This is a genomic window from Sulfurovum sp. (assembly GCA_026990595.1).
Lineage (GTDB): Bacteria > Campylobacterota > Campylobacteria > Campylobacterales > Sulfurovaceae > Sulfurovum.
Map to the genome: position 1 here is coordinate 108,368 of JALXCZ010000008.1, position 24,077 is coordinate 132,444.

Here is a 24,077-nt window from a genome sequence, read left to right on the forward strand (position 1 = left end):
AATATGCATAATAATATCACTATGCCAACAGATGTGTCTATCATCACCACATATCGTTGCCAAATGGAATGTAAAATGTGTGATATCTGGCAAAACTGGACAGATCCTAAAAAAGAAATAACTCCACAAGAGTTAGAAATGCTTCCAAACTTTAAGTTTGTTAATATAACAGGTGGGGAACCATTTCTCAGAGATGACCTTGAAGATATCATAGAAGTAATGTATAAAAAATCAGACCGTATCGTCATCTCAACATCAGGTTGGCATACACAAAAGATTTTAAAATTAGCAAAACGGTTTCCAGATATTGGAATTAGGGTTAGTATTGAAGGGTTATCTGTTAAAAATGATGACCTACGTGGTAAAGAGGGTGGTTTTGATAAAGGTTTAAGAACACTACTTGGTCTCAAGAAAATAGGTGTAAAAGATGTTGGTTTTGGTATTACAGTTTCAAATAAAAATTCAAATGATATGCTATGGCTTTACGAACTTTCAAAAGAGTTAGGAATGGAATTTGCAACGGCATCATTTCATAACTCATACTATTTTCACAAAGATGATAACTGGATAACCAATAAAGATGAAGTGACAGAAGATTTTCATGAACTTATACAAAGACTTATGAAAGAGAATAGTCCTAAAAGCTGGTTTAGAGCATTTTTCAACTTAGGTCTCATCAACTACATTCAAGGTGGAAAAAGAATGCTTCCTTGTGAAGCAGGAACAGCAAACTTTTTCATTGATCCTTATGGTGATGTACTGCCTTGTAATGGACTGGAAGAAAAGTATTGGAAAGAATCTATGGGAAATATTCGAGACGTAGATACTTTTGAAGAGCTATGGTTTTCAGACCAAGCCAATAAAGTAAGAGACTTAGTTCGTACTTGTCCAAAAAACTGCTGGATGGTTGGAACTGCTGCACCTGTAATGAAAAAATATATCAAACATCCTGCAAAATGGGTTGTTAAAAATAAAATAAAAAGTTTAATGGGTAAAGAGATCTGTACAGACTTTATACCAACATGTGATGTCGGACAGGATCCAAGACAGGGAGATCTACGTATATCTGAGCAATATAAAGAAGTACTTGAGAAAATACAGTGTAACGATAATGAAAATGGATGTGGTTGTAGTTAATGCATATTATAGTATTGGGGACAAGAGGTATCCCAGATATTCAAGGTGGTGTTGAAACACACTGTGAAGAGCTTTATCCTAGATTGGTCAAACTGGGGGTAAATGTTACTTTAATTACTAGAAAATCTTATGTGAAAGATCTTTCACAAACTGAATTCAAAGGTGTAAAATTAAAACATATATTTACGCCTAAAAAGAAAAGTATTGAGGCTATAGTGCATACTTTTCTTGGTGTACTATATGCTCGTACCCAAAATCCAGATATTTTACATATACATGCGATAGGCCCATCTTTAATGGTTCCATTTGCTCGATTACTTGGAATACAAGTTGTTGTTACAAATCATGGACCAGATTATGATCGACAAAAATGGGGCAGGCTTGCAAAATGGGTCTTAATAACAGGAGAAAAATTCGGTACAAAATATGCCACAAAAGTTATAGTTATCTCAGATGTTATAAAAAATATCTTAAAAAATAAATATAATAGAACTAATACTCAATTAATATATAATGGAGTAAATCTTCCTAAAAAATCTACAAATACTGATTATTTAGATGAGTTAGGTGTAGAGAGAACCAAATATATCATCGGTGTTGGACGTTTTGTAGAAGAAAAAGGCTTTCATGATCTCATTGAAGCCTATAAAACATTAGACACAAACGTAAAGCTAGTTCTTGTTGGTGATGCTGATCATGAATCTGAGTATAGTGTTAGATTAAAAACTGTGGCAAAAGAGAATGGTGTAGTTTTAACAGGGTTTATAAAAGGCGAAAAACTTAACCAGATTTTTTCACATGCCAAACTTTTTGTCATGCCATCTTATCATGAAGGATTACCAATAGCATTGTTAGAAGCCATGAGTTATAATTTAGATGTGCTGGTAAGCGACATTCCTGCAAATTTAGAAGTATCTCTATCTACAGATGATTATTTTCAAGTCTCACAAATTGAAGATTTACAAACTAAATTAGAAAAGAAACTGATCAATACCCAAAATCGAGATTTTTCTCAAATAATTCTTAAGAAATACAATTGGGATATCATTGCAAAAGAAGTTTTTAATTTATATCAAACTATTATCAAGTAAATAACACAAATTCGATATAATTACAAAAAACAAATAGAGAGACTATCTTGAAAGAATTTAATGCAAAGCTAATATTTGTCCTCATTGATATTCTAGTTATAGTACTCTCTATTTTAGCAGCATATTTTTTACGCTATCTTTTGGAAGACCTGTTCTCAGGTGTTGATATCTATAGTCTCTTTAATTATCTTACTTTTTATCCTCTCTATATTGTTACTATTATGCTACTCGCTTATGAAGGTATCTATACACATAGATATGACTTTTGGCATGAAAGCAGAGTTATATTCAAAGGTCTTATGTTTAGTTTTCTTATTATATTGGCCTACCTGGCCATAACAAAAAGTATACAAAACTACTCTAGAGCTGTCATAGCTTTTTCTTTTATATTTATGATCTTTCTTTTACCTATTTCAAAAAATATATGTAAGAAACTTCTTTTTAAGCTAAAAGTATGGCAAAGAAGAGCAAAAGTGTATGGTAATGATGCGTTTTTGCAAGAAGAGATTTTTGGAAATCCTTATCTTGGATATATTGATGCAAAAGACCATAAACCTAAAACTGTTTTCATTAATTCTCATAATGAAGATCTAAATGCGCTAAAGCAGATTATTAATCAGGAAATAGGAGAGAGTCATGAAGTGATCTTTGTGCCTCTTATTGACGAATATGACTTGACACATTCACACATTTACCGTCTTTCCAATACCCGAACTAATCTTATAGTCTTTCAAAACCGTCTAAAAAGCAAATACAGACTTTGGGCTAAAAAAGTTTCTGACTTAAGTATGTCTGTAATTGTTTTCCCGTTACTTGTACCTGTTCTAGTTTATATCGCCTACAAAATACGTAAAGAAGAACCAGAATCTTCCATCCTTTTTAAACAAGAGCGCCTGGGGCAGGATGGTAAAGTATTTGTCTGTTATAAATTTAGGACCATGTATGAAAACAGTGATGATAAACTTCAGACCTATTTACATGAACATCCTGAAGAAGTAGAGTTTTATGCGACCTACCATAAATACCAAAATGACCCAAGAATCACGAAAATAGGTGATACATTAAGAAGAACATCATTAGATGAACTACCTCAAATTTTCAATGTATTTAAAAATGAAATGAGTTTCATCGGTCCACGCCCATACATGCTCAATGAAAAAGAAAAAATAGGTAAAAATGTAAATACTGTACTTGCTGTAAAACCAGGAATCACAGGTCTTTGGCAGGTAAGTGGTCGAAGTGAAGTAGATTTTCACTCTCGTGTAGCACTTGATGTCTGGTACGTAAGAAACTGGAATCTTTGGATGGACTTAGTCATATTACTCAAAACTGTAAAAACTGTATTGGTACGAGAAGGTGCTAGTTAGTAATTTTATAATACATTTTTGATATTTGTCAAGCCTTATTATGTCATAATACACATAACAATACACAATTTTAGGATATGAAAATAATGCAAAATAACAATACACAAACAACCATCCAAGAAGATGTCATAGACCTCAGAGAACTTTTTGCTGTACTCAAAAGACGAAAAAAACTCATCTGGCTCATTACTGGACTTTTTACCCTGCTTGCACTGGTTTATGTACTTGTGGCAACACCATGGTGGCAAGCCAATACCACATTGGAAGTAGGTAAATACATAGACAAGCAAACAGGGAAAGAGGTCTATTTGGAAAATGGTACCGCTGTTTCACAGCGACTCAAAGTAAAATATATAGACATTTATAAACACATAAAAAATCGTGAAAGCAAAATTACATCCATCACCGCAGCCAAAAAAAACCCTCAATTTATTTCTATTACCGCCTTGGGAAAAAGTAATACTCTCGCACGAACAGAGATAAACAAAGTCATCAATGATCTTCAAAATAAACATCAAAAGATCATTGATGAGATCATCGCAAAGAAAAAATCAAAACTTGATGAGATAGATAGAGAGATATTACAAACAAAAGAATATAAAATTACCGATATAGCTCAAAATATCAACTACGTTAAAACCAATAAGCTACCAACAATAGATCAGAAGATCGCCTCTATGAAAGCAGAGTTAAAAAGTGCTGTTAAACAAAAAGAAGAAGCGACAAAAAATCTCTCCTCACTTACGGGAGATAATGCCTCATTGGCCGCCTTGCGCCTTGCACAGATACAGGGACTTGAATACAAGATCTCTGAAAATCGGATCAACCTGATCGACCTTAAAAGTGAAAAAGAAAAGATCATAATCTCTATACTGCCTTCTCTAAAAAGAAAAATGGAAGAATTAAAGCAAATTGATCTGGTATCTCTTCGGGAAAAACGTTCGTTAATCAAACTTTCCATGCAGGCACATAATTATCACAACACTACAGTCATAGGAAAAGTCATCACACAGGAAAAACCTGTAAAACCAAAAAAACTACTTATTCTCATAGTCTCTTTTATTACAGGCTTGATGCTCTCTATTTTCTTGGCTTTCTTTTTGGAGTTTCTACAAGGAATGAAAAAGGAGAATTAAACCTTATTCCTCCCCCCTCTGCATGCCAACTTTTAAAATCTCTTTAAGTCTTCTATTGTTAAATATTCCCTAAGGATTTTGCAGATTTACAGGCAGAAGTGTAAAATTATAAAAGATGTTTTTCATACTTTAGCACTCTTTTTATCCATTTGCCAATTCTCAGAGAAGAGTAAAAATAATCCTATCATGAAATTAAACAGTAAAAATGGTTGGCGATTCCAAAAAAGAGGTTCACCTATAAACCCAACCAAATAGACAGTTATAAAAGAGACAAATAATATATGCATATCATCTGCCAGAGGAAGCTTTAGCATCTGATAAATAAATAACAAAAATATCATTAATCCAATCATACCAGTTTCAAGTAATATTTGCATATATTGGTTATGCATATGCCAAAACCCCCTGACCATTTTACCCTGAGAATAGGATTCTGTTTGCTTCATATAGGCTTTTTTTGCATCTGCTATTCCAACCCCAAACAAAGGATGCTCCAAAACAATATCTTTCGCTACAATTAAAGCATACACCCGAGCACCCCAGGATGAATGAAAATCTCCTTGTGCTATATGCTGTAATGATTGCATAGACAAATTGGCTCGTGTATGAAAAATGGGGCTGGAATAATAAGCCAATAAAAAGATGCTTATTATAGAAACCATACCTAGTACGATACTTTTAAACCCAATACCAAAATGCTTGATAAAATAAACTATAAGTGCTACAAAAAAAGCCAACTGACCAAGCCTTCCTCCATTTAAAAAGAGATTGGTCAAAGCACTTATCACAAATAGCGCCATAAGTATTTTTAATCCTATCTGTTTGATCTTTGAGAATTCTGTTATCAAAATAAAAATTGTAACAGCAAGAAAAATAGAATAAAGACTGTGGTGCATAAAAGGGGAAGGGTCATGTGTTAATCTTCCCTTAATATCTATAAGACCTAAAAAAAGTCCCCATGATGCAATTTCGCTAATAAACATTGCTAAAAGAAAGGCTGAAAGTATTACCTTGATATACTTCCTTTGTATAGAGGTAATCATAACCGGTACAAGCATAAAATAGAGCAGATACATCTGAACATAGGCAAGCACACCATTTTGAGGATAATGTTTTACAAACCCTCCATAAAGAGTATCACTCCATATCAATGAAAATCCTATTAGTAGTACAAAGGCAAAATAATACCAAAAAGGCTTGAATCGTTTCAATTTTAAAAACTTATATTGCCAATTTCCTTCAATAATCCATAAAATATCCAATAAAAGCATAATGATTTCTGCTTTTTTCGCACTTAGAGGAAATGCAAAAGCCAATATAACCAACATATAGTTGATCCATTGATTCATATTTATTTTTATTTTAAATACCTCAATCATATTTTATCTTTGCACTGTTTTACTATTTTACAATATTCGTGATATATTCTGTCTTCTCTAAACTGAACAAACATTTGATCATCAATTTCAGGATAGCATTTTAATGCCATAGCTATTTTTTCAGAAAGATCCTCACTATCATTTACTTTAGCCAAATATTGTTTCAATTCACCTCTCATGATTTCATTGGGTCCAGAGATGCAATCGGTACTGACAACCGGCGTATGAAGAATAAGTGATTCTAGCAAAACCATAGAAAGACCTTCTCTTTCGGAAGAGAGAACCAGCAATTTCGCATGCTTCATAAAAGGATAAGGATTTTTTTGAAAATCAAGCACTTCAACCCTATCGCTAAGCCCCATTTTTTCTATTAACAAAAGTAAGGCAGGATTTTTTTTTGATAAAATTTTTAATTTTGGTGCCTCCGGCACTTTTTTGTATGCCTCAAGTGCAATATCTATACGTTTCTCTTTCCGAAATGCTGCTGCTACAAGGATATAAGGTTCTTCTGGAATATCAAATACTTTCTTTTCCCCCTCCTCTTTAATCAAATCAAAATCAAACGGATTATAAATAACACTATTGGAAGCATAGTGAATACCCAACAGTTCTATATCTTTTGCAACACCCATTGAAACAGAGATCAGTGCCTTGTTTCTATAGAGTTTTTTATAATATCTACCTTTTCTATATGCCCGGAGGTATGCTTTACGTTTTCGCATCTCTTCTATTTCAAAAGAATATGCCGTATGCATCACATAGAAAACCTGATGATTCAAATTAGCAAACGAAACCACTTCATCTGCAGCAGGAAGGTTGGAAAAAATAGCATCAAATGCCATACCATCTGATTCGATATCGTCAATTGTTCTTTTTAGGGTATTTGCCAATATTTGAACCCATTTTTTTCTAAAGATCTTACTTTTTTTTCGCTTTTTTCCAAGCGTGTGAATAGTGAACGATTCAATAGAATACGAAACTGTATCTTCCAAAAGAATTATGTGTATATCTATACCTCTTTTCTGAAACATATTTGCGAGATTAAGCACTACCCGTTCCGCCCCGCCACCTGTCAGATTAAAAATTACAAACCCTATGCGTTGAGGTATTTGGACTTGATGTAACATCTACTGTTCCTTCAGTAATTTTACATACTGTTCAAAGATCGATACTTTACTAAATCGTTCAAGTTCATTCATATCAATTTCTATACTGCTTTCTAAAGCCTCATCTATCTTTTTTGCCAATGCTGCTGAATCATTTACAGGAACAAGCCAATGTGAAAGTGCTCCAACCAATATTTCTTTTGGTCCAGTAGGGCAATCTGTGGAAACAACAGGTGTTCCCAAAATAAGAGATTCTATCATCACTGTCGGTAAACCTTCCCGTTCTGAAGAGAGAACAAGTAGTTTTGCATGTTTCATATATTTATAGGGATTTTGCTGAAAACCTAAAATTTCCACTCTATTTTCAAGCCCGTAAGCCTGTATCATCGCTTGAGCTTCTTTCGTTTTTGCAGCTAAAATAATTAATTTGACTTGAGTTTTTGTTTGCCTGAGTGCTTCAAACAATATATCATAACGTTTTTGTCTTCTAAATGCTGATGGAGCTATCATATACGGCTCAGCCATATCAAGCACTTCCTTTCCTTTTTCTACAATAGATTCAAAATCAAAAGGATTATAAATTGTTTTTGCCTCAAGATAATCTATATTTAGTACATCAAGTTCTGGGATAATAGACTTTGCTACAGTAATAAGCTTTTCATTTTTATATAGCCATTGATATACTTGCAATTTTTTCTTTGCCCTTTTTTTTGTAAACTTTTCAAGTTCTGTTTTATAAGACATATGAATAACAAAATACTTATTTTCATGATCCAAGTATTTTACAACCCTATCTGCTCTTGGCAAATTAGAAATGATCAAATCGAATTTTCCAATTTTTTCCATTTTTGACTTTAAAATTTTTGCGTAGATACGATCTCCTGCTTTACCCAAAATTTTATATACATCTTTCCCTTTTGATAATGGTATGATTGGAAAATTATATTCAGAAGTTTTGTACTTTTTTACATTATCCAAAATAAATAATACAACAGAAAAATTGTTATCTTCAAATAATTTTGCTTGTGCCAAAGCAACCTTTTCAGCCCCGCTTCCTGCCAAATTCGTGACAACAATACCAATTCTTTTCATAAACATCCTTTTAATTGATCTGCTAATTTTTGCATATATTTAACTGAAGATGTTACAGAAGGAGGATAATCTTTCAGATCGGATAACTCCTCTATTTTAGATCTCATAATACACTTTCCCTCTTCAAACTTTTCCAAAATTTTTTGATAATCATTTTCAGGCTCTGCCTGCTTTGGCACTAATGTGACTACAGCTTTCCCTGATGACACCGCCTCACTGACCATCGAAGCACTCTCTTCTGTTACATAAACCTGTTGACTCAGTGTAAGAAATACCCCTACTGTCTTTAATGGTTTTTTGTGATAAGCAATGAACATTTCACTCTTCATCTGCTCCTGCATCTTCTCTTCAAAAATTTCAGGTGTTCTACGGGAAGTTGTTATCAGCCAATTTGTTTTAGCAGCCGTAGCATTAACAAAAGCAATAAGATGGTCTATCTCTTCTTCAGTATAATGGTACCCGGAACCATCTCCACCTATCAGCAGTGTATGGTAAGAGACATTTGGATCAAGTCCATACTTGATACAGAAATCCTCAGGATTACCAGTGTAGGGCAATGTCGGTGCCACATCAAGCACTATCTGGTTATTAAAACCAAGATCAAGTACTGTCAATACTTTTGTAAATAGTTTATTATCAAGTTTTTTGGGGTTTCCTATGAAGAGTGTAGTTGCACCAAACCATAGTCCGATCAAAGCATTCAAAAGAGAAGTGTCTTTCCCTGAAGAGATGACAACTTCAGGATGCTCGGAAAGGTCAATCTCTTCATAAAACCAAGAGATATTTTCCGGTCGAAACATATGTGTAAGTATCCATTTTCCCAATAAACTGTTTAGCAGCATACGCAAAAGGTATTTGCTAAACTTTTTTACCTTTACTTCAACATAACGTACTTCAACCTCTTCAATCTCCTTGATCGCTTCAGCTACAGCAAGACTCTGATTGTAGTGTCCTGGTTTCCCATCACTTAGAACTAAGACTCTCTTCAAGCATTTCTCCATATAATAATATTAATTTCTCATACATTTTTTCATATATGAACTCTTCTTTTGCAAATTCAAAACATTTCTCAAAGTTTTTTAGCACATCCGTATAATGTTTTTTAACATAAACTATTTTATCTTTCAAATCCTCACTTTTGGCTTTTTCCAACACATACCCTTCAGGCAATATCTCACTCATATCAGCTACATCTGTACTGATTACTGGTTTTTGAAGCAATAATGCTTCTGCCATTACATACGAGAAGCCCTCTTTATGTGATGTGATGACAAGAAGATCACTTTGTGCCAATAAATCAAGTGCATCACTCCTATATCCAGTAAATATTACCTTTTCTTCAATTCCTAATCCTTTTGCTTGCTTCCGCAAAGTAATCTCCTGCTCTCCTTCGCCAATCAATACCAATTCAACATCAATGTCTTTAATCGCATCAAGCAGAAGAGCGAAATTTTTGACTTCAACCAATCTCCCTATTGCACATATAGTGAATTTTGAATGGTTTATCCCTGTCCCGGACATACTATGTTGCTTTGGAAAGTCAACACCATTATAAATGACATGTTTATGTCTATGGTTTATGGGTGCAAGCACTGCTTTTGAAACACCTATGATATAATCGAACTTTTCATAATTTTTGATTTTTTTCTTTTTACTATGCACTGTCACTACAGTTTCAATAGACGATTGAATCCATTTTGAAATACTTGCCACAATATCAGCCGCTTTACTCGCATGTGCATGTAGGATATCAGGATTAATGTCCCTAACCATTCTCCATAACCTGAATAGAATAAACGGGTTTTTCCGTCCTTTGGAAAGATCAAGAGAATGGAAAAATACTTTTTCATCAAAACGTTCACGATATTTTTCATGAGCGATCACATGTAACTCTTCTTCTTGAGCCAAAGCATTACACAGTTCCTCAAAATGTTTTTCAAGTCCCCCCTCTTCATTACCCGCCATAACCTGAACAATTTTCATTTTTTTACTCCTCTTTTGCCTGTACGCAACTTAAGAAGAAAAGCTAGAAAATTATCTTTCCCACTAACCGTAATACGCTTGAGTAAATAGGGATTGGCAACTTTTATATTATCAATGCCAATATTTGTGGTAGTAGCATTACTGTATCCCGCATCTCGTACGAGTTTCCAATCGTCCTTCTTATAGAGCCCAAAAGGATAACAGAATGACTCACACTCAACATTGAAACTCTCCTCAATCTTCTCTTTTGATTCCCTGATCTCACTCTCCTTCCTCTCATCATCCAATTGTACAAGATTATCATGCGTCAATGTATGGGAGCCTATTTCTATCAACTCACTTTGAATCATCTCTTTGATCTGATCATCCGTAAGCTTGGGTTCTCTCATCAATTCACCACTGCTATTTTTAGCTTTACGTTTGCTTGACCACTCCCTGTTATGTCTATCTACAACCAGATAAACCGTCGCTTTGGCACCATACTTTTTCAGGATAGGCAATGCATGGATATAATTGTCTTCATAACCATCATCAAAGGTAATGGCTACAGAACGTTTAGGCAAGTGATCCTTTTGAACAATCAATTCACTCATTGTAAAAAAATGCCAGCCGTTCTCAACTAAATATTTGATCTGTTTTTCAAACATTCGGGGAGAGACTCTCAACCCTTTGAACTTGCCTCCCGTATGTTCTTTGATCATATGATACATCAAGATACGGGGATACTGGTAAGTTACAGGTTTCCCCCACCATGCATAACGATAGGAATAATATAAAATGACTAATAAAATTGTGATAATAATAGATATTGACATGCTACTCTTTTATATTATTCAATGATGCGCATTCTGTTTTATTATATTCAATAAATCCGTTACCTCCGTCAATAGATGTACCCTGAATATAATAGTTACTATCATCATTGGGATTTTCAACCTTATACCCCAAGGTATTAGCTACCAATTTACCTAATGTATAATGATTAAAACATCCTTCATCAGCATATTTGTGTTGAAGGGTTTCATCAATACCGTTAGAATATATAAGTATGGGAACTTTTGCCACTTCTTTGCTTAAAAATGCATGCCCGTATCGCCCTTCTTCTTCTGGAAGCCCCATCATCTCTGCATGATCAGACGTCATAAACATCACACTGTTAGGCATTTTTTTTATTCTATTGACTATCTGATTAATAATGTAATCTGTATAGAGAATTGAATTATAGTAGCTATAAAGCATATGCGTATGGAAATCTTTGGTTTCAAAAGGATATTTATAAAATGCCTTCGGGGTGGAATCTTCATACGGTGAATGGGAATTTCGTTGATGCAGAATAATAAAATTCTTTTTTGAAAAATCTATCGTATCCAATGCTTTGACCAATGCCTCATCTTTACCAATAAAACGCTTCACTACATCCGCATCACTGACATAAGGTGCCATAATATTAAGTTTCTGTGTTGTCAGGTAATAAACATTATATCCCTTACTTTTGGCAAGATGCAACAAGTTTGTAGCATTGTTTCCAAGTAAAGCGACATTCTCAGGCTCTCTTTTCAATAAGAAAAATGTAGGTACCGCTGTTAAAGTATCAACACCTGAAGCATATCCTTTCCTATAGATAAAATTTTCATCTTTTTTTAATCTATCTAGATGTGGAGTATCCTCTACCTTTGCACCAAATAGATGCATATGCTTACTACCAAGACTTTCCCCCATAATAACAATAATATTTTGTGGTAGTTTTTCATCCAAATTTTGAATGATATAGGGTTTAAAAAGCTTTATCTTTTTACTTTTCAAGAGATATTTCGGTATCTCTTTACCTATAAACAGGGAGATACTGTTTAGTGCATTCACAATAGATATAGTATGGTTATTTGGCATCATGCTTGAAATGTTATGTCGTTTATAGGCAGAATAAGGAAGCAATAACAATAACAACACCAGTAAAATAGCTGTATATTTCACCTTAATCACTTTGTTGTCACTTTTAACGATTATCCAATATCCGATCACAACCTGCATTGCCCAAAGGACTACTGGTAATATCATATATTGAGAAACACCTTCTACACTCTCCTTCACTTCAAAAAACTGTGTAAAGAAAAACATAATCTCATAATGCATCAATAGCCCATGAAAAAATGCATAATGCACAAGTTCAATAAAAGACAAAAATGTAAAAAAGATAAAAAAGATCATCTTAACTCTCAAAGAGCGCATAGTTAAAATCAAAGCACTTACTACAAAAATCGCAAATACTCCCCTCCATGTTTTTCCTGAAGACACAACAAAATGACTTTCATACATGGAATACACAATATCTGGTAAAAGCAAAACCAGGGTTAAAATCATAGAAAATAATAAATGTTTTCCCAGTGTATATTTTACTTGTCTATCCAAGAAGTACTCCTAAAAAATTTGTGTATTATAACCTGTTTTTTATATGCTTTTGTATACATCCACTATCTTTCCAACCATTTGTTTTAATGAAAAATTATGATCAATATACATATAACCGTCAAACTGAAGTCTTTTGGCATCCTCTATTTTCCGAGCCAGTTCCTGACTTGAACCAACGGTATAGAAATAACCATTTTCACCTTTTCTAATAATATCTAAAACTCCACCATGTTCTGTAGCAACTACCGGTGTATTCATGGCAATTGCTTCTGCTACACTCCTACCGAAACTTTCAGGTTTTTTAGAACTGCTGACCACCACATCACTCAGGGCATAGATCTCTGCTACTTGGCTCTGGCTTCCTGTAAAAATAATATGCTCTTCTATATTCAATTCTTTTACCAATGTTTTGAGAGATTCAAAATAATTTTGCTTGTCTTCACGTACTCCACCTACGACCAGACCTATGACATTAGGTATTGTATCTTTGGCTAGGGCAACAGCATGAATGAATGTCTCCAGGTCTTTTAACTGGGTGATCCTGCCTACTGAAGTGACAATAGTTTTATCATTTAGATGATATTTTTGTATGAAGGCATCTATAAAATCATGATTTACATTCTCAGGGTTGAATTTTTCAAGATCAATGCCTCTTGGGATCACAGTGACCTTTTTTTCATCTGTATGATAATGCTCTTGAATATAAGACTTGATCGCACTGCTTACACAGATCACGCTGTCACCTTTGGTCATAACAGCACTGTAGGCACTTACACTGTTAAACCCGTGTACCGTTGTTACAAAAGGCAGTTGCAGCTTCTTGTTTGCCCAATAGGTCAGCCAGGCAGGTACACGACTTCTTGCATGTAAAATATCCGGATTGCACTCTTTAAGCAGTTTACGCAGTTTGATCATTCTAGAAAAAGCGGTGAACGGATTTTTAGAACAAATATCCAAAGTAATATGCTTCCCGCCATCTGCTTCTATCTGCCTTGTAAGTTTCCCTCCTGCACTAATAACTATGCTCTCATGTCCCATTTTTAGCAACTCTCGGCTCAGCTCCATAGTACCGCGTTCTACACCACCTTCATTCAGCTCCGGTAATAATTGTACGATCTTCATAGACTCACCTTTTGAAGATATGTTCCAAAATCTATTTTTCTATTTCGATTCTTTACCGTACCGTCATAAATATGCAAATAGCCCTCTTTTTCCAAGCTTTTTATAAAACGTTCAAACTTATTGGTTTTTTGGCTCTCCAACGGCAATACGATCACATTTGTTCTACCATAGGAAACCGCCTCCGAGATCATAGATGTACTGTCTCCTGTAATGAACACTGTCTCGCACTGTTCCAAAAAATCAGGGATAGGATTGATCCTCTTCTTTGAAAAGATCACCTCATAGCCAAAATGATATGACTCTACTAATTGCTCTACCGCCTCAGATGTTCTCGGTGAAGTTGTAACAGCGATCTCATATCCTTGATAATGCTTTATAATAAAATCAAGTTGAGCCTGGAGCTTCTCTTTTGACATTGTAAATATTTTATTGTTACCGCCTATAACGATTCCTATGGACTTTTTTTTGGCTTTATATATCCCTTGAGGCTCAACATAGGCAAAATTTGCAGGGATCTCTATAATATTTTCCTGCTTTGGAGACATGTCATGGATTTGGGCAAAAATAATGTCAAAATCATATTTGTAACCTTGCGGAAGCATCATTACTACTGATTTTGCTTCTAACTCTTTGGCAAATACTTTAACCATATAGTAGGTTAAGGAACCTGTTCCAACAACCATTTCATATGCATTGTGAGGCAGCATCACAGAACGAAACAAAAACTTGGTTTTTAATCCCAGTTTATCTAAAATATATGTAAGTGGTTTACTCCAACTGTATTTAGGCAGTACTTCCATGACATCATACGGCACTTCCAAATACTTTGCCAATGCAACTGATTGATTGAGATGTCCCATACGTCCGTCATTGAGAATAAGTATACGATTCATAATCGCCACCTATTGTGCATCCAGAACCATTGTGCCGGGTATTCTCTGATCATCTCTTCTATTTCCAAATTGTATTTTGCTGTCATTAATTCCAGTTTCTTTTCTTTATCTTCCACCTCATCTGCTACATAATCAATAGGGTCATTAATGATAAGTTCATATGTTCCATCACTCTGTCTTGCAATAAAAACAGGTATGACTAAAGGATCAAATTTTAATTTAAGCATTGCCACGGACAATGTCGTTTCTGCTGGCATACCAAAAAAATCCACTTTGACACTGTTTAGATGACCTGATTTCTGATCTATAAGTAATCCAACTGCATTCCCTCGTTTTAGTACTTTTGCCATAGAAAGCATTGCATTGTCTTTGCTTGTTGCATGGTTTCCATACTTGTTTCTAAACGGGATTGTAATATTTCGATCAATTAATTTATTGTTTCCTTCTCTTCCTATGGCAAGCATAGGTAAACCGTATTTGGCTAAAAAGTGTGCTGCTAATTCCCAGTTGGAGAAGTGAGCTGTCATAACGATCACACCTTGAGGACTATTTTGGGAGATATATTCTAATTTTTCTTTTGCCTCTGCAAAATTTTTAATAGATCCATCAATATCAAACCGATCTACAAACATCAAAAGGATCTCTGAAACTGTTTTGGACAGTTCCGTATAAACCTCTTTTGAGAGTGTTTTTATCTCATCTGCACTTTTTTCAGGGTAGGCATTAGAGAGATTGCGGATTGTTAGATTTCGTCGTTTACCGTCTAATTTATAGAGTAACCGAGCTGTTGCTTTAAAAAAAGCATAAATAAATGATCTTGGTGCGATCTTAGCGATCCATAACAATAGTTTCACCAGTATGTATTCAACTTTTTCTCTCATTGGTAACCTATAGATTGTATTAAAACCTTATTTTACCCAAATAGACTAAAGGAGCATATAATACCTTTCAATTTAATTTGCTATAATCACGGTTACTAATACGACTGCAAAGGAATGATCTTCGTGATAGGAATTGTCGATTATAATATGGGAAACCTTGCCTCTGTCATCAATGCTTTCAAAAAAGTCGGTGCAGATGTTCAGCTTGAGAGTAATCCTGCAAAACTGGATGAATATGATAAACTTATCCTTCCGGGGGTAGGTGCATTTGGCGATGCGATGGATCATTTGAAAGCAAATGGTATGGATGTAGCAGTTAATACATTTGCTTCAAGCGGAAAGCCTTTGCTCGGTATCTGTTTGGGAATGCAACTGCTTTTTGACAGCTCTGAAGAATTTGGTTCTACCCAAGGTTTAGGGCTTATCCCCGGAGAAGTTGTAGCATTTGACGAAAGTAAGTTTGATCAGCCGCTTAAAGTACCTCATATGGGCTGGAATGAACTCTTCCGAAACAACGTAGGGGCAGACCCAAGTGTCTGCCCTTTGTTTAATGATTTGCCAAATGATTTCTACCTTTATTTTGTTCACTCATACCATGCTGTATGTGATGACAAATATGCCATAGGCAAAACACACTACGGTTACGAATTCGTAAGTGCAGTACAGAACGGAAATATTTACGGCATACAGCCACATCCGGAAAAAAGCCATGAAAATGGACTTAAAATTATAGAAAATTTTAGCAAACTGTAGGGTGTTGTACCCTTACAACACCACATTGATGTATGAATTTTATTAAATCGGTGTTGTCAGGAGACAACACCCTACAAGGAATAAACATGACAATACTTCCCGCGATCGATTTAAAAGACGGTAAAGCAGTAAGATTAAGCAAAGGACTGATGGATTCAGCCAAAATATACTCAGATGAGCCTTGGCAGGTTGCCAAAAAATTTGAAGAGCTCGGAAGTGAATGGGTACATCTGGTTGATCTTAACGGTGCCTTTGCTGGGAAACCTGAGAATTTGGAACAGATCAGAAAAATAAGAAAAAACTGTAACCTTAAGCTGGAACTTGGCGGCGGTATCAGGGATGAAGAGACGATCAAAATGTATCTTGATCTTGGTATCGACAGGTTGATCCTTGGTTCCATTGCTGTAAAAGATGCACAATTCGTGAAAGATATGGCTGCCAAATATCCCATCGTTGTTGGGATTGATGCCATTGATGGTATGGTAGCAGTGGAAGGATGGGCTGAGACTTCGGATATGAAAGCAACTGAGCTGGCCCATGAGTTTGCTGCCTGCGGCGTACAGGCGATCATCTGTACCGATGTCGGCCGTGACGGAATGATGACAGGGGTAAACATTGCATTTACCAAAGCTATACAGGAAGCTTCAGGACTTGAAACCATTGCTTCGGGAGGACTTAAAGATATGACAGATATTCATGCCCTCATTGAAGCAGGGATCGATGGAACTATTGTAGGTAAAGCTTTCTATGAAGGTACCTTGGACTTAGAAGAAGCATTTAAGGCAACAAAATAATGAATAAAACCTATTATGAACTAACGATTACTTTAGATAACAACTTTGAAGAGTTCATTGCCGACTTTATTGCCAACATCGCAGGAGATGGTGTCGAGTTGGGCAAAGGAAAGATCATAGTACGAAGCCAGTCTGATTTAACTTTTGTTAAAGATGCTCTTGTATCTTTAGAAGGTACTTTAAATGGTACAATCCACATGGATTATACTTTAAAAGAGAAAGAAAATGTAGACTGGATCAAAACCTATCAGGAATCGATACAACCAATAGAAGCAGGCAGGTTTTATATCTTCCCTTCCTGGTATGCACCTAAAGAGGGTTTGATCAATATCAAGATTGATCCTGCGCTTGCTTTTGGTTCAGGGCACCATGCAACTACTTTTTCATGTTTGGAGGCCATCAGTATTTATGTAAAACCCAAAGATCGTGTCATAGATGTTGGATGCGGCTCAGGTATTTTGGGACTGGCTTGTAAAAAACTGGGTGCAAATATAGAACTTTGTGATACGGATCCCCTTTCAGTAGAAAGCTGTAAAGAAAACTTTAAACTCAATGTTGAGAATTATGATAAACTTTGGGAAGGTTCTGCAAATAAAGCAGAGGGCACCTATGATGTAGTTATAGCAAATATCATTGCAGATGTATTACGATTTATTGCAAAAGATCTAAAATCTGCACTGAAAGAGGATGGATACCTAATACTTTCAGGTATCTTAGATAAAAAAGAAGAACTGGTCAAAGAGTCATTTAAAGACTTAACCTTAGAAAACAGAACACTGAAAGATGAATGGGTAACACTTATTTATAAGAAATAACTAGTAAAATCGCACAAGTGCGATGAGCTCACTGCTGAAGTGGTCTCAGCGACAGCATAGCAAAGATGAACTTTGTTCATTTTGCGTTATAATAAATCACAAGAGTGGGTCACACTTGTATATAAAAAGGATAGTAATTAATGGCTAATCAAAACAATCAAAACAATCAGAACGATAATAATAATAATAATAATTTTTTTAACAACAATCCCCTGCTTGCATTTGCAATATTTTCTATTGTGATCATTCTGATCTTCAAATCTTTTGTTGGGGAAGGTGAAGGGTTAGGCAGTATGCTTAACACTCAAAATGTATCTCTGACGAAACAGGTCAAATATTCCGAGATTAAAAAAGAAATTGAAGATGGTAATGTCAAAAGTGTTAAACTCACACCTACAAGCATAGAGGCTATCAGTGAAAAAGATGGACACAAAATACGCTATGTCGCACAAAATGTACCTACCTATGATGAGAAGCTTATTCCTCTTCTTGAAAAGAAAAAAATCTCTTATGAAGGTGTTATGGGAAATGGGTTAATGTCTGAATTGATTAGTATGCTGCTTCCTATACTTATCTTTTTCGCTATTTGGATCTTCCTTGCTAAAAAAATGTCAAAAGGTATGGGTGGAGGTATTTTAGGTGCTGGAAAAGCGGACAAACTCATAAACTCAGAAAAACCCGATACGCGCTTTGATGATGTACAGGGGGTAGAAGAAGCAAAAGATGAAGTCAAAGAGATCGTTGATTTCCTTAAATTCCCGGAACGCTACATAGAGCTTGGAGCTAAAATACCAAAAGGTGTGCTGCTTGTTGGACCTCCCGGTACAGGTAAAACTCTTTTGGCAAAAGCAGTAGCCGGGGAAGCATCTGTTCCGTTCTTCTCCGTAAGCGGTTCAGGCTTCATTGAAATGTTCGTAGGAGTAGGAGCAAGCCGTGTACGTGACCTTTTTGCCCAAGCTAAAAAAGAAGCACCTTCCATCATCTTCATTGATGAGATAGATGCCATCGGTAAAAGTAGAGCCAGTGGTGGACAGATGGGTGGAAACGATGAGCGCGAGCAGACACTCAACCAGCTTCTTGCAGAGATGGACGGTTTTGGTACAAATACTCCTGTTATCGTACTCGCTGCCACCAACAGACCTGAAACTCTGGATGCTGCATTGCTTAGAGCCGGACGCTTCGACAGACAGGTACTTGTTGATAAACCTGATTATGATGGACGTCTGGCTATCTTAAAAGTACACTCCAAAGATGTAAAACTGGCTTCCAATGTTGATCTGGAGATCGTTGCGAAACAAACTGCAGGTCTTGCAGGTGCAGATCTGGCAAATATCATTAATGAGGCTGCACTTCTTGCCGGAAGATTCAATAAAAAAGAGATTGAACAGTCTGATCTTCTTGAAGCAATTGAGAGGTCATTTGTCGGTCTTGAGAAGAAAAACCGTAAGATCAATGAAACAGAAAAACGCATTGTTGCCTATCATGAAAGCGGCCATGCACTTATGGCAGAGTTAAGTAAAGGTGCTACACGGGTTACCAAAGTCTCAATCATTCCTAGAGGACTGGGTGCTTTAGGCTATACACTGCATCTTCCGGAGGATGAGGATAGATTCCTAAAACAAAAACATGAACTCCTTGCTGAAATAGATGTACTTCTTGGCGGACGTGCTGCCGAAGACGTTTTCATTGGCGAGATCAGTACCGGTGCAGGAAATGACCTTGACCGTGCCACTGCTATTTTAAAAGACATGATCTCTGTTTACGGTATGACTGATGTTGCCGGACTCATGGTACTTTCCCGTAGTCAAAATTCTTTCCTTGGTGCCGGAGCAGTAAGTACTGACTACAGTGAGAAAATGGCTGAAAATATGGACAATTATATTCGCAATACACTCAATGAACGATATGCTTTTGTAAAGAAAACACTGAATGAATATCACCAGGCGATTGAAAATATGGCTGCTGTACTTCTGGATGTTGAAGTCATCGAAGGTAAAAAAGTACGCCAGATCATTGAAACATATGAGAAAGAGAATCATATGCAAAGCCGTCTGGCACATAAAGTACCTGGAGAAAAGGCAGAAAAAGATTCAGAAAAAAATGCTTCTGAAGATAAAAATGATCATAAGAATGAAGAAGACGCTTCTGAACATAATGAGGAAGAACCAAAATAACCTATGAAAAAAGCAAATCTTATCTATATCCTACCGAATCTCTTTACTGCAAGCAGTATTTTCGTAGGAGTGATAAGCATTGTAGAGGCAAGTAAAGCACATTTTATTCTTGCTTCATGGCTTATACTTTTAGCACTTGTTTTTGACGGTCTTGACGGTCGGATCGCACGTATGACCAATACTACAAGCCGATTTGGTGTCGAGTTTGATTCACTGGCTGACATCATCTCTTTTGGTATTGCTCCATCAATGCTTCTTTATTTTTTCATAGGCGATGAATATGGGCGTTTTGGCATACTGGTCTCTGCACTTTATGTCATTTTCGGAGCTATTCGTTTAGCCAGATTCAACATCTCTACAGCAAAAACAGACCCCAATGTATTTATAGGACTTCCCATACCTACAGCAGCAGTCTTTATCTCTATGTGGGTATTGCTGTTCCATAAATATACTTTGGAAAACTATAGTATCATGCTTCTCTTTTTGGCACTTGGCATAGCTATACTTATGGTCAGCAATTTTAGATATCCTTCATTTAAAAAGATCCAACTGGACAAGCCAATGGTTTTTAAAACGATGATACTTCTCATGCTTACAGCATCTCTGCTTTATCTCTTCTCAGCAGAAGGCTTTGCACTTGTCATACTAGCCTATACACTTTACGGTCCTATCCGTGCACTGCGAAACCTAACGATCAGAAAGATAAAAATTAAAAGATAATTTTTATCACTTGTAATTTATTTTAATTTACTGTATACTTCTTAAAAATTAAACAGGAGAACCTTATGAAAACCATTATTCATACAAACACTATTTTCAGTAAAGACAATTCTCTCCTGCTACTGCTCACACTTTAATAGTCTAACTATCCACTTTTTTATATAACATAACATTCTTTTCTAATACCTAACTAAGATTTAGGTAAAATTAGATAATTTTATACATATCAATTTTTTAGGAAGCGGGAAACAAACTCTCCACTTCCATATATCGATATGTTTTTATAAACAATAAGGTTAATACAATGAGTATTGAAACAATAAAAATATTTGACACAACATTAAGAGATGGCGAACAGAGTCCAGGGGCTTCCATGAACACTGAGGAGAAAATCCAGATCGCTGCACAATTAGAACGTTTGGGAGTAGACATCATCGAAGCGGGATTCGCAGCAGCAAGTCCAGGAGACTTTGATGCCATAGAAAAGATCGCACAGCGTGTAAAAAACTCAACGGTATGCTCATTGGCACGTGCCATGGACAGTGATGTCAAAGCAGCAGGTGAAGCCATAGCCAAAGCAAATATGAAGCGTATTCACACCTTCATTGCAACCTCTAAAATACACATGGAATACAAACTCAAAATGAACCCTGACGAAGTCATCAAACGTGCAGTTCGGGCAGTTGAATACGCACGCACCTTTGTAGAAGATGTGGAGTTTAGCTGTGAAGATGCAGGACGTTCAGATATCGGCTTTTTAAAAGAAATTTCCGATGCGGTTATAGAAGCAGGAGCAAGCACGATCAACCTACCTGACACTGTAGGATTCAGACTTCCATTTGAGATAGGTGCCATGGTGAAAGAGATAAGTGAATACACCAAAGGCAGAGCCATCATCTCCGTACATAACCACAATGACTTGGGCTTGGGTGTTGCAAACTCTTTAGAAGCTATTATACATGGTGCCAGACAGGTTGAGTGTACCATTAATGGACTGGGGGAAAGAGCAGGAAATGCTGCCTTGGAAGAGATCGTGATGGCGCTTAAAACGCGTTCAGACGTTTTTACCAATTTTAAAACCAACATCAATACAAAAGAGATCTACCCCTCATCAAGACTTATTGCTACTATCACAGGGATAGAACCTCAACCCAATAAAGCTATTGTTGGAAAGAATGCTTTTTCACATGAAAGTGGTATCCATCAGGATGGTGTCTTAAAAAATAAAGAAACGTATGAGATCATCACACCGGAGAGTATCGGATTGATCAAAGATGATACGCTGGTCTTGGGTAAACACTCCGGGCGTGCAGCTTTTAAAGACAAGTTGGCAAAACTTGGTTTTACTTTGGATAATGATGCATTGAACAGCTCTTTTGAGCGCTTTAAAATTTTGGCAGACAGAAAAAAAGAGATCTATGATGATGACTTAAGAGCATTAGTCACCAATGAAATGACCAAAGCGACACAAGTCTATGAATTGATCTCTTTACAGTTGATGGATTGCTCAGGCGGTGTACCCTCTGCTGCGGTGAAGATCAAAAAAGAGAATGACGAAATCATCGAAGCAGGTATTGGAGAAGGTACCATTGATGCTGTATTTAAGACCATTGACCGCATTTCAGGATACAACGGAAAACTGGAAGACTACAAAGTCAAATCTGTCTCAGAAGGCAAAGATGCCTTGGCAAATGTCACTGTAAAAGTTTCTTTCAATGATGAACCTGCCATCATAGGACATGGTTTGAATATTGACACTATGCTGGCAAGTGCCAGAGCCTACATTGGTGCTTTAAATAGTTACTTGAGCATGAAAGGAAAGTTAAAAGAGAGACCACATAAGGTCATGTTGTAACGCGTAGGGTGTTGTCCCCTGACAACACCTTTGCTTTGGATAAATAACACCTTCTTTGATACTGGGTGTCATCGGTGCTGTGAGGGCACAGCACCCTACATATAAGGTCTCAATACCTCTGGAATCTCAATACTTCCATCTTCATTTTGATAATTCTCCATGATCGCAATAAGTGTACGACCCACGGCCAGAGCCGAACCGTTCAGTGTATATACCAGTCTGTTCTTCTTCCCGTCTTTAAAACGTATTTTCGCACGTCTAGCCTGAAAGTCCTTTGTATTGGAAATAGAGCTTATCTCACGGTATCTGTTTTGCCCGGGGAGCCATACTTCAAGGTCAATGGTCCTTGCCGCAGAAAAACCAAGATCACCACCACAAAGTTCTACAACTCTGTGAGGTAGTCCTAGTGCCGTAAGTATATCAGAGGCGTTCTGAACCATCATCTCAAAAATCTCATCAGACCTATCAGGATGGGCAATGGCAACCATTTCCACTTTATCAAACTGATGTTGACGGATCATCCCGCGTGTGTCCCGCCCTGCTGAACCTGCTTCTTTACGGAAACACGGTGTATATCCTGTCATCAGTACCGGCAGCTCTTTTTCAGAGAGTATCTCATCATTATACATATTGGTAAGTGGTACTTCTGCTGTTGGGATAAGATAGAGATCCTCCCCTTCTATTTTAAAGAGATCATCTTCAAATTTGGGAAGCTGCCCTGTTCCCTGAAGCATCTGTGCATTGTTCATAAACGGTACACAAAGCTCTTCAAATCCTTTTTCTCTGTTGGTATCAAGGAAGAAGTTTATCAACGCTCTTTCAAGCCTTGCCGCATCACCGCGAAGTACTGAGAAACGGCTCTTTGCAAGTTTTACACCACGTTCAAAGTCTATCCACCCGTTCTTCTCTGCCAGAGCCCAGTGTTCTTTAGGCTCAAAATTGAACATTTTTGGCTCCAGTACTCTTTTTAACTCTACATTATCTTCTTCATCCATACCTTCCGGCACAGAGTCATCCGGGAAATTCGGAACAGCAAGTGCCACTTCATAAAGTGCTTCTTCTGCCTCTCTTGCTTTCTCCTGTAAAGGTACCATAGCTTCTTTATTTGCATCTACTTTTACCTTGAGCTCAGTAACATCTTTACCTTCACGCATATACTGCCCAAAAAGTTTTGACATACTGTTCTGCTCTGCTTTTGCAGATTCCAAAGCGGCATTGGCTTCTTTTAAAGTTGTAAAAAGGGTTTGAAGATTTTCAAGTGTAGCATTCTCTACACCTTTTTTCTGAAGTTTGGCACTGGCTTCTTCAAAATTGTTTTGGAGATATTTTAAGTCTATCATGAAATTTACCTAAGTTTGAAATATTTATGGAAT

21 protein-coding genes are annotated in these 24,077 nt (G+C 36.3%); 10 read left to right on the forward strand and 11 right to left on the reverse strand.

Annotated features, from left to right (window positions below; all coding sequences use genetic code 11):
• Nucleotides 1–3 precede the first annotated feature (3 nt).
• The 4 genes from MVE01_RS02745 (at nucleotide 4) to MVE01_RS02760 (ending at nucleotide 4,731) form a co-directional block, all read left to right on the forward strand.
• A complete protein-coding gene (locus MVE01_RS02745) occupies nucleotides 4–1,137 on the forward strand; it encodes a radical SAM protein (protein WP_472560629.1) in 1,134 nt (377 codons plus the stop codon).
• The gene (locus tag MVE01_RS02750) at nucleotides 1,137–2,228 is read left to right on the forward strand and encodes a glycosyltransferase family 4 protein (RefSeq protein WP_472560630.1); all 1,092 of its coding nucleotides are present in this window, start codon (nucleotides 1,137–1,139) and stop codon (nucleotides 2,226–2,228) included. The genes MVE01_RS02745 and MVE01_RS02750 overlap by 1 nt, the downstream gene beginning before the upstream one ends.
• Nucleotides 2,229–2,275: 47 nt before the next feature.
• A complete protein-coding gene (locus tag MVE01_RS02755; protein ID WP_472560631.1) occupies nucleotides 2,276–3,595 on the forward strand; it encodes a sugar transferase in 1,320 nt (439 codons plus the stop codon).
• Nucleotides 3,596–3,681: 86 nt separating this feature from the next.
• On the forward strand, nucleotides 3,682–4,731 hold the full coding sequence (locus MVE01_RS02760) for a Wzz/FepE/Etk N-terminal domain-containing protein (protein WP_472560632.1): 1,050 nt from the start codon (nucleotides 3,682–3,684) through the stop codon (nucleotides 4,729–4,731).
• A gap of 122 nt (nucleotides 4,732–4,853) precedes the next feature.
• Here the strand turns inward: MVE01_RS02760 and MVE01_RS02765 are convergent, their stop codons facing one another.
• From MVE01_RS02765 to MVE01_RS02810, 10 genes are all read right to left on the reverse strand, one after another.
• Nucleotides 4,854–6,110, reverse strand: a complete 1,257-nt coding sequence (locus MVE01_RS02765; protein ID WP_472560633.1) for an O-antigen ligase family protein — start codon at nucleotides 6,108–6,110, stop codon at nucleotides 4,854–4,856.
• Nucleotides 6,107–7,237: a glycosyltransferase gene (locus tag MVE01_RS02770; protein ID WP_472560634.1), complete on the reverse strand. Its 1,131-nt coding sequence runs from the start codon at nucleotides 7,235–7,237 to the stop codon at nucleotides 6,107–6,109. The genes MVE01_RS02765 and MVE01_RS02770 overlap by 4 nt, the downstream gene beginning before the upstream one ends.
• Complete coding sequence (locus tag MVE01_RS02775; protein ID WP_472560635.1) at nucleotides 7,238–8,308, reverse strand: glycosyltransferase; 1,071 nt, start codon at nucleotides 8,306–8,308, stop codon at nucleotides 7,238–7,240.
• The gene (locus MVE01_RS02780; RefSeq protein ID WP_472560636.1) at nucleotides 8,305–9,297 is read right to left on the reverse strand and encodes an ELM1/GtrOC1 family putative glycosyltransferase; all 993 of its coding nucleotides are present in this window, start codon (nucleotides 9,295–9,297) and stop codon (nucleotides 8,305–8,307) included. The genes MVE01_RS02775 and MVE01_RS02780 overlap by 4 nt, the downstream gene beginning before the upstream one ends.
• A complete protein-coding gene (locus MVE01_RS02785; RefSeq protein WP_472560637.1) occupies nucleotides 9,272–10,291 on the reverse strand; it encodes a glycosyltransferase in 1,020 nt (339 codons plus the stop codon). The genes MVE01_RS02780 and MVE01_RS02785 overlap by 26 nt, the downstream gene beginning before the upstream one ends.
• Complete coding sequence (locus MVE01_RS02790; RefSeq protein WP_472560638.1) at nucleotides 10,288–11,106, reverse strand: polysaccharide deacetylase family protein; 819 nt, start codon at nucleotides 11,104–11,106, stop codon at nucleotides 10,288–10,290. The genes MVE01_RS02785 and MVE01_RS02790 overlap by 4 nt, the downstream gene beginning before the upstream one ends.
• 1 nt (nucleotide 11,107) lies before the next feature.
• The gene (locus MVE01_RS02795; RefSeq protein ID WP_472560639.1) at nucleotides 11,108–12,421 is read right to left on the reverse strand and encodes a sulfatase-like hydrolase/transferase; all 1,314 of its coding nucleotides are present in this window, start codon (nucleotides 12,419–12,421) and stop codon (nucleotides 11,108–11,110) included.
• A 315-nt stretch (nucleotides 12,422–12,736) separates the two neighbouring features.
• Complete coding sequence (locus tag MVE01_RS02800) at nucleotides 12,737–13,819, reverse strand: glycosyltransferase family 4 protein (RefSeq protein WP_472560640.1); 1,083 nt, start codon at nucleotides 13,817–13,819, stop codon at nucleotides 12,737–12,739.
• Nucleotides 13,816–14,712, reverse strand: a complete 897-nt coding sequence (locus MVE01_RS02805) for an ELM1/GtrOC1 family putative glycosyltransferase (protein ID WP_472560641.1) — start codon at nucleotides 14,710–14,712, stop codon at nucleotides 13,816–13,818. Before MVE01_RS02805 ends, MVE01_RS02800 begins: the two co-directional genes overlap by 4 nt.
• Nucleotides 14,709–15,593: a lysophospholipid acyltransferase family protein gene (locus MVE01_RS02810; protein WP_472560642.1), complete on the reverse strand. Its 885-nt coding sequence runs from the start codon at nucleotides 15,591–15,593 to the stop codon at nucleotides 14,709–14,711. Before MVE01_RS02810 ends, MVE01_RS02805 begins: the two co-directional genes overlap by 4 nt.
• 123 nt (nucleotides 15,594–15,716) lie before the next feature.
• Between MVE01_RS02810 and hisH the strand changes: the two genes are divergently transcribed.
• From hisH to MVE01_RS02840, 6 genes are all read left to right on the forward strand, one after another.
• Nucleotides 15,717–16,346, forward strand: a complete 630-nt coding sequence (hisH, locus tag MVE01_RS02815; RefSeq protein WP_472560643.1) for an imidazole glycerol phosphate synthase subunit HisH — start codon at nucleotides 15,717–15,719, stop codon at nucleotides 16,344–16,346.
• Nucleotides 16,347–16,432: 86 nt separating this feature from the next.
• Entirely contained in the window at nucleotides 16,433–17,140 is a 708-nt protein-coding gene (gene hisA / locus MVE01_RS02820) for a 1-(5-phosphoribosyl)-5-[(5-phosphoribosylamino)methylideneamino]imidazole-4-carboxamide isomerase (protein ID WP_472560644.1), read from the forward strand.
• Nucleotides 17,140–17,955, forward strand: coding sequence for a 50S ribosomal protein L11 methyltransferase (locus MVE01_RS02825; protein ID WP_472560645.1), 816 nt, complete (start codon nucleotides 17,140–17,142; stop codon nucleotides 17,953–17,955). The genes hisA and MVE01_RS02825 overlap by 1 nt, the downstream gene beginning before the upstream one ends.
• 140 nt (nucleotides 17,956–18,095) lie before the next feature.
• Complete coding sequence (gene ftsH / locus MVE01_RS02830; protein WP_472560646.1) at nucleotides 18,096–20,129, forward strand: ATP-dependent zinc metalloprotease FtsH; 2,034 nt, start codon at nucleotides 18,096–18,098, stop codon at nucleotides 20,127–20,129.
• Nucleotides 20,130–20,132: 3 nt separating this feature from the next.
• Nucleotides 20,133–20,849: a CDP-diacylglycerol--serine O-phosphatidyltransferase gene (pssA, locus tag MVE01_RS02835; RefSeq protein ID WP_472560647.1), complete on the forward strand. Its 717-nt coding sequence runs from the start codon at nucleotides 20,133–20,135 to the stop codon at nucleotides 20,847–20,849.
• A 304-nt stretch (nucleotides 20,850–21,153) separates the two neighbouring features.
• Nucleotides 21,154–22,704: a 2-isopropylmalate synthase gene (locus MVE01_RS02840; RefSeq protein ID WP_472560648.1), complete on the forward strand. Its 1,551-nt coding sequence runs from the start codon at nucleotides 21,154–21,156 to the stop codon at nucleotides 22,702–22,704.
• Between the two features lie 95 nt (nucleotides 22,705–22,799).
• On the opposite strand, the gene serS is transcribed toward MVE01_RS02840, so the two are convergent.
• Entirely contained in the window at nucleotides 22,800–24,044 is a 1,245-nt protein-coding gene (gene serS, locus MVE01_RS02845) for a serine--tRNA ligase (RefSeq protein WP_472560649.1), read from the reverse strand.
• Between the last annotated feature and the right edge of the window lie 33 nt (nucleotides 24,045–24,077).

Excerpts from the sequence above, each read along its gene's own strand:
- pssA (WP_472560647.1), top strand. The coding sequence starts at position 20,133 with ATGAAAAAAGCAAATCTTATCTATATCCTACCGAATCTCTTTACTGCA.
- MVE01_RS02745 (WP_472560629.1), top strand. The coding sequence starts at position 4 with ATGCATAATAATATCACTATGCCAACAGATGTGTCTATCATCACCACA.
- MVE01_RS02770 (WP_472560634.1), bottom strand. The coding sequence starts at position 7,237 with ATGTTACATCAAGTCCAAATACCTCAACGCATAGGGTTTGTAATTTTT.
- MVE01_RS02785 (WP_472560637.1), bottom strand. The coding sequence starts at position 10,291 with ATGAAAATTGTTCAGGTTATGGCGGGTAATGAAGAGGGGGGACTTGAA.
- MVE01_RS02790 (WP_472560638.1), bottom strand. The coding sequence starts at position 11,106 with ATGTCAATATCTATTATTATCACAATTTTATTAGTCATTTTATATTAT.
- hisA (WP_472560644.1), top strand. The coding sequence starts at position 16,433 with ATGACAATACTTCCCGCGATCGATTTAAAAGACGGTAAAGCAGTAAGA.
- ftsH (WP_472560646.1), top strand. The coding sequence starts at position 18,096 with ATGGCTAATCAAAACAATCAAAACAATCAGAACGATAATAATAATAAT.
- MVE01_RS02750 (WP_472560630.1), top strand. The coding sequence starts at position 1,137 with ATGCATATTATAGTATTGGGGACAAGAGGTATCCCAGATATTCAAGGT.
- MVE01_RS02765 (WP_472560633.1), bottom strand. The coding sequence starts at position 6,110 with ATGATTGAGGTATTTAAAATAAAAATAAATATGAATCAATGGATCAAC.
- MVE01_RS02795 (WP_472560639.1), bottom strand. The coding sequence starts at position 12,421 with ATGCATTATGAGATTATGTTTTTCTTTACACAGTTTTTTGAAGTGAAG.
- MVE01_RS02805 (WP_472560641.1), bottom strand. The coding sequence starts at position 14,712 with ATGAATCGTATACTTATTCTCAATGACGGACGTATGGGACATCTCAAT.
- MVE01_RS02775 (WP_472560635.1), bottom strand. The coding sequence starts at position 8,308 with ATGAAAAGAATTGGTATTGTTGTCACGAATTTGGCAGGAAGCGGGGCT.
- MVE01_RS02800 (WP_472560640.1), bottom strand. The coding sequence starts at position 13,819 with ATGAAGATCGTACAATTATTACCGGAGCTGAATGAAGGTGGTGTAGAA.
- serS (WP_472560649.1), bottom strand. The coding sequence starts at position 24,044 with ATGATAGACTTAAAATATCTCCAAAACAATTTTGAAGAAGCCAGTGCC.
- MVE01_RS02760 (WP_472560632.1), top strand. The coding sequence starts at position 3,682 with ATGCAAAATAACAATACACAAACAACCATCCAAGAAGATGTCATAGAC.
- MVE01_RS02810 (WP_472560642.1), bottom strand. The coding sequence starts at position 15,593 with ATGAGAGAAAAAGTTGAATACATACTGGTGAAACTATTGTTATGGATC.
- MVE01_RS02840 (WP_472560648.1), top strand. The coding sequence starts at position 21,154 with ATGAGTATTGAAACAATAAAAATATTTGACACAACATTAAGAGATGGC.
- MVE01_RS02825 (WP_472560645.1), top strand. The coding sequence starts at position 17,140 with ATGAATAAAACCTATTATGAACTAACGATTACTTTAGATAACAACTTT.